A 9466-nucleotide genomic window follows, 5' to 3' on the forward strand; every position below is an offset into this window, starting at 1 on the left:
GGTGTCAGGACGTGGAGACCTCGCCGTTAGGCGGTCTGTGAAGCGTCAACCCCCGCGCGCCGCTTAACCACGGTGTGACGGGAGAATCTCCGGCCCTCAGGCCAGAGAGGAGTTCAATCGATCCAGAGCCCGCCCGGCTCGATGTGGCTGGACCTCGCGTTTCCGGCACTGACCGCGGGCATCGCGGTGGCCATGGGCATGGCCGTCGGCGCGCGGCGCGCCGAAGTGCGGTCCTTGCGGGACCGGGCGGAGAGCGCGGAACGGGAGCAGACCGCACGAGCGGCGCAGGCACGGGCCCTGGAACGGAACCGGATCGCCCGCGAGATGCACGACGTGCTCGCACACCGCATCTCCCTGGTCGCCATGCAGGCCGGGGTGCTGGACCACCGCAGCGATCTCACGGCCACGGAGAACCGGGTGCTGATCCGGGGCATCGCCGACAGCTCCCACCAAGCACTGGAAGAACTACGGGGCGTCCTCGGTGTGCTTCGAGCCGACCCGGGCCGCCCGGAGCCACCACAACCCTCCCTCGACCGCGTGCCCGACCTGGTGGCCGACGCCCGCGCATCCGGACTGGACGTCACGCTCGCCACCACCGTGACGGCAGAGCCCTCCGACCTCGTGGGACGCACCTGCTACCGGATCGTCCAAGAAGGACTGACCAACGCCGCCAAACACGCCCCGGGCGCACGCGTACACATCACCCTCGCGGGAGCAGCCGGCGACGACCTGCACGTCAGCGTCCGCAACTCGCCGGCCACCACGACCATCGCACAACCACCGACGTCGGGATTCGGCCTGCTCGGTCTCTCCGAGCGGGTCGCCCTCACCGGCGGAGAACTTCACCACCACCCGACAGCCGACCACGGATACCTCCTCACCGCCCGAGTGCCCTGGCCAAGGGACGATCACGAGAAGGGAACGTGAGTGGATACCGAGCGGGAGCCGGTGCGTGTCGTCATCGTCGACGACGACCAGTTGGTACGGATGGCGCTGCGACTCGTCATCGACGGCGAGCCGGACCTGACCGTCGTCGCGGAGGCGGCCGACGGGGACGCCGCGATCACCGTGGTGGACGAGCAGCGGCCGGACGTCGTGCTGATGGACGTGCGCATGCCCGGCCGTGACGGTCTCAGCGCGACCCGGGAGATCCTCACCCGGCCGGCGCCGCCGCGGGTGCTCATGCTGACCACGTTCGACTCCGACGATCTGGTGCTCGGCGCGCTGCGCGCCGGAGCACTCGGGTTCGTCCTCAAGGACACCCCGCCGCCGAAGATCGCCGACGCGGTGCGGACGGTCGCGGACGGGAACCCCGCGCTGTCTCCGGCGGCCACGGTACGGGTGATCGCCGCAGCCACCGGTCCACAGTCCTCCGCCGCTCGCGACTCCTCCCGCGAAGCCGCGCGGAAACGGTTGTCGGCACTGACCGAACGAGAACTCGACACTGCTCGGGCCATCGCCGACGGGCTGGGCAATCCGGAGATCGCCGAGCGGCTGCACATCAGCGTCGCGACCGTCAAGGCGCACACCGGCAACCTGTTCGCCAAGCTGGCGGTCGCGAACCGGGTGCAGATCGCGCTCCTGGTCCGCGACGCGGGGGAATGACCAGCCTGGCGCAGGGGAGACGGTGACACCGGCGCCGCCGAGGGCCTTCACGATGCGGCCGTCCCAGCAAGATCCTTCAGGCTGGGCCGGGCCAGGACGTGCCGGACACGGCCCTGCCAGGGATCACACGGTCTCTTCTTCCTGCACCGCGGCGGGCATGGAGATCCGCCAGGTGACGAAGGCGGCTGCGGCGAGCCCGGCGATGGCCAGGGCACTACTGGCGAGGAACGGGTCGATGCCGTCCAAGGCGGGAGCGAACCCGATACCGACGTAGATCGTGATCCCGGTGGAGCCGCCCAGTTGGTCGGCCGCTCGCTGGACACCGGACGCGATGCCGGCGTCGTCTTCGGTGACTCCGGTCACCGCGACGTACTGCAGCCCGACGATCCCGAACCCCATCCCGGCGGCGATGAGCATCATCGCCGGAACCATCGTCAAGGCGCCGGCGTGGAGGGAGGAGGCCAGAGCGATGGCCGCCATCGCCAGCACGGTGCAGCCTATCCCGGCCAGAACGCAGGCCCGGGCGCCCCACCGGCCGAGCAGCCGGGGAACCAGCACCGAGGCCGCGATCAGGAACACCGCCAGAGGCAGCATCACCAGGCCGGCCTGGAACGGACCGGCGTCCAACCGGTTCTGCAGGTAGTAGGTGAACAGCAGGAACGAGGTGGACAGCGCCGCGCTCAGCAGGGCGGTGGCAAGGTTGGCCAGGACGCGGGGCCGGCTGCGGAAGAACCGCAGCGGCACGAGCGGGTTCCGTGCACGGCGCTCGACCCTGACGAACAGGGCCCCGGCCGCTACCGCGCCGGCCAGCGCCACCGGCGGCAGCCATGGCAGCGTGCCGTCCGTCTTCCCCGCCTCGACGACCCCGAGGGTGAACAGCAGCGGGGCGGCGACCAGCAGGAGCGAGCCGAGAAGGTCCACGGGGGAGGGCTCGGCCGGCCGTTCACCCGGCACGAGGAAGACCACCGCGGCGAGCACGACCGCGACGAAAGGTACGGACAGCAGGAAGATCCACCGCCAGCCCAGCAGTTCGACGACGATTCCGGAGAGCGCGAACCCGAGAACGAGGCCACAGCTCGCGACGGCCGCCCACACGCTGAGCGCCCGCGATCTGCGCGGCCCCTCGGGGAACATGAGCACGATCACTGCCATCGCCGCCGGAAGCGCGATCGCCTCGCCGGCTCCCTGCAGCAGCCGGGCCGCCACCAGGAGAGTGAAGGAGGGCGCGAGCCCGGCCAGCAGGGACGCGGAGCCGAAGAGGGCTGTGCCGAGCAGGAGGACACGTCGTCTGCCGAGCATGTCGCCCAGCCGCCCCCCGAACATCAGCAGCCCGCCACCGGTGATCGTGTAGCCGACGACTACCCAGGTCAGCGCGTGACCGTCGACGTGGAAGGTGGCGCCGATCGAGGGCAGGGCGACGTTGACGACGGTCACGTCAACCGCGATGAAGAACTGCAGCATGGCCATGCAGCACAGCACCAGCCACGCGCGCACCGGGGACGATCCGTCCCGGCGCGAGAAGAGAATGCCTGAAAGCATCGAGCGCTCCGTTGCTCAGAAGAAGTTCCGAGCAGCACGAACGTGCCGCTCCGGTACGACCGGGGAGCGACGGACCGTTCACCAGAAGTGAGACGAACGCCCCGCCGCTAGCGGAGCGTCCTCGTCACTGCGGCACAAGCGGCCGCGCACGAAGCAGACATGCCGGCGATACTACCGAAGCCGGCGGCAGGTGATCCCGTGCCCCTCCGCCGGCGAGTACGGCGGGTCCGCCCAGCTCTGACCCGTCATCTCGCGGACGCGGTGCACACAGAGCGCACCGCCACCCCGAGCGCATGGCGGTGAAGGTGGCCAGTCGTGTCCACGTGGTGATCCCGGCCTGTCTGAGACAGAACGTTCGGTCTTGACGGCGCAGCCGCTCGGCATCATGATAGAGCACGATAGAACGTTCGGTCTCGCGTCGTCGGCATCGCCGCCCGTTGTGCGCAAAGGAAGATAACCATGAGCAAACCTCTGTATCTCGGCATCGCCACATCCACCGGCGACGGCAGGGCGGGAGGGCAGGTGAGGACCGACGACGGCCTGCTCGACATCTCCCTGGCGATCCCGAAGGGCATGGGAGGACCTGGTGGCGCGACCAACCCGGAGCAGCTGTTCGCGGCGGGCTGGGCCGCGTGCTTCCACTCTGCGCTGAAGGCTGTCGCGGCACAGCAGAAGACCCGGATCACCGACTCCGCGGTCATCGCCGAGGTTCAGATTCACCCGACGCCGGAAGGCGGGTTCAGCCTCAGTGCCGCACTGCACGTCGAACTGTCCGGTGTGGAGCAGGCGACGGCCGACAAGCTCGTCGACGCCGCCCACGCGATCTGCCCGTACTCCAACGCGACACGCGGCAACATTCCGGTGACCGTGGACGCGACCGTCGCCTAATGGGAGCTACCGGCTCCAGGGAAGTCTGACCCCCGGTGGCCGGGCCGATGCGGACCGTCGGCCCGGCCCTTCGCCCGGCGGCTTCCCAGAAGACTGACCGTTCTATCTGGTACGCTCGCCTCGATGGTGGACAACACTCGCGTCCAGGTCTCCGAAGCGCGATCAAGGCTGCTCGCGACGGCGACTCGGATTTTCTACGCGGAAGGCCTGCACTCCGTCGGGATCGACCGGATCGTCGCGGAGGCGAAGGTCACCCGTGCCACGCTCTACCGGCACTTCCCCAGCAAGGACGCGCTCGTCGTCGCATATCTGCAGGGAATCGACCAGGCCGTTCGCGACCAGGTCGGCGAAGCCCTGGCCAGCGGCCTGCCGGCGATCGACATCCTGCGGGCCGTCGCCAGGTCGATCGCCGAGAGCATCGGGTCGGCCGAGTTCCGCGGATGCGCCTTCCTCAACGCGGTCGCGGAATATCCGGACCCCGAGCATCCCGTGCACCAAGCCGTCCTCGCCCACCGCGAGTGGTTCCTTGACACCGTCACGGACCTGCTCGGGCAAGTCGGGCAGACGCCGCCGGAGTTCGCCGCCCGGCACTTCGTGATGCTGCGCGACGGCGCGATGGCATCGGGTTGCCTGACCGATCCGGCGGGGATCCGCGAAACGTTCCTGCAGGGGGTCGAGGGGATCCTGCAGTTCCGCAGCAACTCCGCCTCGGGCTAGCGACGACGCCTCGGGCCTGGATGCCGACCGCGCGCTGGAGCGCCGCTGACCGCGGCGGTCCCGTCAGCCGCCTGTCGCCGGTGAGACGTGAGCGTGCAGGAGTCCCTCGACTCCGCGAAGAAAGGTGTCGCAGACCAGCGCCGGGTCGGACAGGCAGCCCGATGCCATCGCGCCGTCGCGCAGCATCACGAAGTGCCGGGCGGCCGGCCCGGCGTGCGCTTCCCGGATCCGGGCCAGCAGTCCCGTGACGGTGTCCAGAAACCACCGCCGGTGCGCGATCACGGCCCGGTGCACCGGGTGGTCGGGGTCGGGGTATTCGGCGACCGCGTTGAGGAAGGCGCACCCGCGGAAGCCGGGGGACTGGATGCTCTGGGCGATGGCTCTGCCGACTGCTCGAACGGTTTCGGCGGCGGGAAGCCCGCCGGCGATGGCGGCGTCGGTGACCGCTCGCACGGCCTGGTCGGTCTCGTTGAGGTAGGCGAGGATGAGGTCTTCTTTGCCGGGAAAGTGCCGGTAGAGAGTGGCTCGGGTGACCTGTGCCTCGGCGACGATGCGGTCGATGCCGACAGCGTTGATCCCCTCCGTGTAGAAGAGCCTGGTCGCCGTGTCGAGCAGGCGGGCCCGCGCTTCGGACCGTCGCCCTCCGGATTCGGTGCGCTCCATGGTGTCCAAGCTATCAGATAGAACGTTCTGTCTTGACAGTTCGGCGCCTCGTTGCCATGCTGAGTCGCGATAGAACGTTCGGTCTCATCGTCGGCGTGGAAGCCGCCCGATCGCGGCGCCCGCCGTACACCATCGAAAGGATCATCGTGACCACCGTCGAGACACTTTCCACCAGCGGGGTCGCTCTGGCGCTGCGCCGGCTCTACTTCGTGCGGTTCGCGTTCGCCATCGTCTGGGCGGCCTTGTTGTTCGCCACCATGTCGCAGCTCGGGCCGCTCAGTATCGCCCTGATTGTCCTTTATCCCCTGTTTGACGTCGCCGCGGCGATCGTGGACGCCCGCTCGTCCCGTGCCGCCGGACCGCCTTACGGGCTCTACGTGAACATCGCGATCAGCCTCCTCGCCGCAGCCGGCCTGGCCGTCGCCGGCGCCTCCGGCGCCCCGGCGATCCTGCGCGTGTGGGGTGTCTGGGCGGTCGTCTCCGGGCTCGTCCAGCTGATCGTCGGTGTCAGCCGTCGCAAGATGGGCGGCCAGTGGGCGATGATCCTCAGCGGGGGCATCTCCGTGCTGGCCGGGACGTCGTTCTTCCTGGGGGCCTCCGCGCCCAACCCCATGCTGACCAACGTGGCCGGCTACGCCGTCCTCGGCGGGGTCTTCTTCCTCGTCTCGGCACTGCGCCTCGGCCGCGCAGCCAGGGGGAACTGACGTGGACGCCACCACGTACGACGTCATCGTCATCGGCGCGGGCCCGGTCGGGGAGAACGTCGCCGACCGGGTGGTGCGGGGCGGCTTGAGCGCCGCCATCGTCGAGCGGGAGCTGGTCGGAGGCGAGTGCTCCTACTGGGCTTGCATGCCGACCAAGGCATTACTGCGGAGCGCGGCGGCGCTTCGGGCGGCCCGCCAGGTGCCCGGCGCACGTGAGGCGGTGACGGGCGACCTGGACGTGGCCGCCGTCCTCGGCCGTCGCGACGCCTTCGCCTCGCACTGGAAGGACGACGGCCAGGCCGCCTGGCTCGAGCAGGTGGGGGTTCCGCTGTACCGCGGACAGGGACGGATCACGTCCGCCCGGACGGTCGAGGTGACCGGAGGCGACGCCGGCAGGACCTCGCTGACCGCGCGGCACGCTGTCGTCATCGCGACAGGAAGCGGCGCGCTGGTCCCGGACATCGCCGGTCTGCGCGAGGCGGCGCCATGGACGAGCCGGGAAGCGGTCGCCGCGAACGAGGTCCCCCGCCGCCTCGCCGTCATCGGCGGTGGCGTGGTGGCCTCGGAGATGGCCACCGCGTTCGCCGGTCTCGGGGCGTCGGTGACGATGCTGGCCCGCGACGGCGTGCTGCCGCACGCGGAGCCGTTCGCCGGCGAGCGGGTCATCGAGTCGCTGCGGGACGCCGGCGTGTCGGTGCACCCGGGCGCGGAGGCCGGAGCCGTGAAGCGCGCCGGCGACGGGACCGTGCACATCACCCTCACCGACGGCGGGCAGATCGAGGCCGAAGAACTGCTCGTCGCGACCGGCCGTACACCGAACACCCAGGACCTCGGACTGGACACCATCGGCCTGACCCCGGGTGCCTGGCTCGCGGTCGACGACACGCTGCGGGTCCTCGGGGACGACGGGGCGCCGATCGGTGACGGGTGGTTGTACGCCGCCGGCGACGTCAACCGGCGCGTGCTGCTGACCCACCAGGGCAAGTACCAGGCCCGCGCCGTGGGGGACGTCATCGTGGCCCGCGCGAAGGGGGAAACGGTCGAGGACGGCCGGTGGGGGCGGCACGCGGCGACGGCCGACGAGCGTGCGGTGCCCCAGGTGGTGTTCACCGAGCCGGAGATCGCCTCGGTGGGGCTGACCGCGGCCGCCGCCGAGGCCGCCGGGCTGCGGATCAGGGTCGTCGACCACGACCTGGGCGCCGTCGCCGGGGCCGCCCTGCAGGCCGACGGGTACCGCGGCCACGCGCGCATGGTCGTCGACGAGGACCGGAAGGTCGTCGTCGGCTTCACGCTCGCCGGCCCGGACGTCGCGGAGTTGCTGCACGCGGCGACGATCGCGGTCGTCGGCGAGATTCCGCTGGACCGGCTGTGGCACGCGGTCCCGGCCTATCCCACCGTCAGCGAGGTCTGGCTGCGGCTGCTGGAAGCCTACGGCCGCTGAAGGGCCGGTCCTGTCAGGCGGTCAGGCTGCTGTTTTGGCTCTACCGTGGATCACGGTGCGCACGGAACGCCTGTGCCGGCATGGCCGTCATGACTCAGCCCACATCGACCGGCAGGCAGGGCCGCAAGCCATGCCATGCGCATCCCGCCCTCGCCGCCCGCCACCCCGGAGAAGGGAGAGGAACCAAGACATGACCCCCACCAGTGCAGCGTTCACCGAACGGTTGATGGCCCTGCCGGTGCCGGAGACGCGCACGTACCGCCCGTCCGGGCCTGGCACCGTGCTGGGCCTGCGCATGCGGGACATCTTCGCACTGGCCAAGGAATCCATCGACATGGAGCCGGGCGAGATCGCCAAGCTGCTCGACAACGATGTGCACGAGATCAGGGTCGGCGCGTGCAGCATCATGGACAAGCAGGCCCGCCGCAAGCGCACACCGGACGCCCGCCGAGCGCAGTTGTACGACCTCTACCTCGGCCGCCACGACCGCATCAACACCTGGGACCTGGTGGACCTGGCCGCGCCGTACGTCGTGGGAGGCCACCTGTACGGCAGATCCCGCTCCACGCTGTATGAGCTGGCCCGCTCTGCCCACTGGTGGGAGCGGCGCACCGCCATCGTCGCAACCTCCTACTTCATCCGCCAGAACGATCTCGTCGACGCCTTCGGCATCGCTGAGATCCTGGTGGATGATCCGGCTGCCCTGGTGCAGAAGGCCTATGGCGGCTGGATCCGTGAGGCAGGAAAGCGGGATCGGGCACTGTTGCTCGGCTTCCTGGACCGGTACGCCGCCACCATGCCCCGCACGGCCCTTCGCTACGCCGTCGAACATCTCGACGGCGAGTTCAAGGCGCACTACATGGGCCTGGCACGGCAGTCTCCCCGACCTGACGGCCCGCCTCCATGAGGGCGGGCCGTCGCTGCTCACCCCTGTGCCTGGCCGGAGCTGTCCGGTACGAGTGGCAGGAGGAGTTCGTAGAGGTCGCGAAGCTGGTCGGCGTCGACGGGGGGAAAGACGACGGTTGCTCCGACCGCGAGCAGGTAGGGCAACAGGGCCGCCGTCCGGGCCTCCTCGTCACTGGCGACGGCTGATCTCCACACCCGCTGGAGCGCGGACACCCTGGCCTCGTCCAGGCGAGCCTGGACGGCACGCACATCCGCATCCCAAGTCGCCCACGCCCGCAGTGCGGTGTCGATCTCCGGGCGATAGAGTCCGGTGCCGCCAGGGCGGACGAGTTCTGTCAGCCGTGCGAGGACCACCCGGGCGCCGGCCGATTCCCCGATTTCGGCAATGGCATTCTCGAGCGCTTCGACCGACAGGTGCTCGAAATGGGCGAGAAGCGCTTTCTTATATCCCTCGGCGCCATCGAAGTGATGGTGGAACGATCCTTTCGACAGGTTGAGTCGAGCGGCGATCCGGTCGATTCGAATCCCTGCCGCACCTTCTTCCGCAAGGACCTTCAGGCCTTCGTTCAGCCACCGGTCTCGTGCCGTGCTCATCCGACGAACGTACCATTGGGTATGGAGTGGTCGGCGTTCGCCGAGGCGCGTACGAGCTTCATGTCATGAAGCTGTGGACGCCGACTCCGATGCAGATCAGCAGCATGGCGGTGGCGTTGAGGAAGAGGTTGCGGCCGAGGTCTCGGGCCGCGATGTGCATCGCGATGGCGACCATGAAGTAGAGGACGAGCGCGACACAGGTCACGGCGCCGAGATAGGGCAGCCAGATGCCCAGGATCAGACCGGCCGCGGCGGCGAATTTCACCGGTGGCATGATCCACCAGTAACGTCGCGGCAAGTTCACGTCTTCGAAGCACTGAATGCTTTTCATCCAGCCTCACGGAGCTGAAGGACGAGGATCGCTTTGACGAGCTGACCTGCGAGAAGTGGGCAGCAGCGGAGTTTGCGC

At 69.6% G+C, this 9466-nt stretch carries 11 protein-coding genes; 7 read left to right on the forward strand and 4 right to left on the reverse strand.

Annotated features, from left to right (window positions below):
* Positions 1–141 precede the first annotated feature (141 nt).
* On the forward strand, positions 142–927 hold the full coding sequence (locus ACZ6SA_RS48995; RefSeq protein ID WP_347649625.1) for a sensor histidine kinase: 786 nt from the start codon (positions 142–144) through the stop codon (positions 925–927).
* Positions 928–1605 (forward strand): response regulator transcription factor, encoded by a 678-nt coding sequence (locus ACZ6SA_RS49000; protein ID WP_347649624.1) that lies wholly within the window; start codon positions 928–930, stop codon positions 1603–1605.
* A gap of 123 nt (positions 1606–1728) precedes the next feature.
* Here the strand turns inward: ACZ6SA_RS49000 and ACZ6SA_RS49005 are convergent, their stop codons facing one another.
* Positions 1729–3144, reverse strand: coding sequence for an MFS transporter (locus ACZ6SA_RS49005; protein ID WP_465836354.1), 1416 nt, complete (start codon positions 3142–3144; stop codon positions 1729–1731).
* A gap of 459 nt (positions 3145–3603) precedes the next feature.
* Here ACZ6SA_RS49005 and ACZ6SA_RS49010 point away from each other — a divergent pair, with 459 nt between their 5' ends.
* Together ACZ6SA_RS49010 and ACZ6SA_RS49015 are read left to right on the forward strand one after the other, a co-directional pair.
* On the forward strand, positions 3604–4032 hold the full coding sequence (locus tag ACZ6SA_RS49010) for an organic hydroperoxide resistance protein (RefSeq protein WP_465836356.1): 429 nt from the start codon (positions 3604–3606) through the stop codon (positions 4030–4032).
* 123 nt (positions 4033–4155) lie between these two features.
* Positions 4156–4749 (forward strand): TetR/AcrR family transcriptional regulator, encoded by a 594-nt coding sequence (locus ACZ6SA_RS49015; RefSeq protein WP_465836358.1) that lies wholly within the window; start codon positions 4156–4158, stop codon positions 4747–4749.
* A 63-nt stretch (positions 4750–4812) separates the two neighbouring features.
* Here ACZ6SA_RS49015 and ACZ6SA_RS49020 read toward each other — a convergent pair whose 3' ends face one another.
* Positions 4813–5412: a TetR/AcrR family transcriptional regulator gene (locus tag ACZ6SA_RS49020; RefSeq protein WP_465836360.1), complete on the reverse strand. Its 600-nt coding sequence runs from the start codon at positions 5410–5412 to the stop codon at positions 4813–4815.
* 146 nt (positions 5413–5558) lie between these two features.
* Here ACZ6SA_RS49020 and ACZ6SA_RS49025 point away from each other — a divergent pair, with 146 nt between their 5' ends.
* The 3 genes from ACZ6SA_RS49025 to ACZ6SA_RS49035 all read left to right on the forward strand — a co-directional run bounded on the left by ACZ6SA_RS49025 (position 5559) and on the right by ACZ6SA_RS49035 (position 8464).
* Positions 5559–6116: a hypothetical protein gene (locus ACZ6SA_RS49025; RefSeq protein WP_347649620.1), complete on the forward strand. Its 558-nt coding sequence runs from the start codon at positions 5559–5561 to the stop codon at positions 6114–6116.
* A 1-nt stretch (position 6117) separates the two neighbouring features.
* Positions 6118–7557, forward strand: a complete 1440-nt coding sequence (locus tag ACZ6SA_RS49030; protein WP_465836363.1) for a dihydrolipoyl dehydrogenase family protein — start codon at positions 6118–6120, stop codon at positions 7555–7557.
* Positions 7558–7747: 190 nt separating this feature from the next.
* Positions 7748–8464 (forward strand): DNA alkylation repair protein, encoded by a 717-nt coding sequence (locus ACZ6SA_RS49035; RefSeq protein ID WP_465836365.1) that lies wholly within the window; start codon positions 7748–7750, stop codon positions 8462–8464.
* Between the two features lie 17 nt (positions 8465–8481).
* Here ACZ6SA_RS49035 and ACZ6SA_RS49040 read toward each other — a convergent pair whose 3' ends face one another.
* Positions 8482–9057: a TetR family transcriptional regulator gene (locus ACZ6SA_RS49040; RefSeq protein WP_465836367.1), complete on the reverse strand. Its 576-nt coding sequence runs from the start codon at positions 9055–9057 to the stop codon at positions 8482–8484.
* 58 nt (positions 9058–9115) lie between these two features.
* Positions 9116–9388 (reverse strand): DoxX family protein, encoded by a 273-nt coding sequence (locus ACZ6SA_RS49045; RefSeq protein WP_465836369.1) that lies wholly within the window; start codon positions 9386–9388, stop codon positions 9116–9118.
* Positions 9389–9466 lie beyond the last annotated feature (78 nt).

The sequence above is a fragment of the Nonomuraea sp. NPDC049378 genome, from assembly GCF_055586745.1.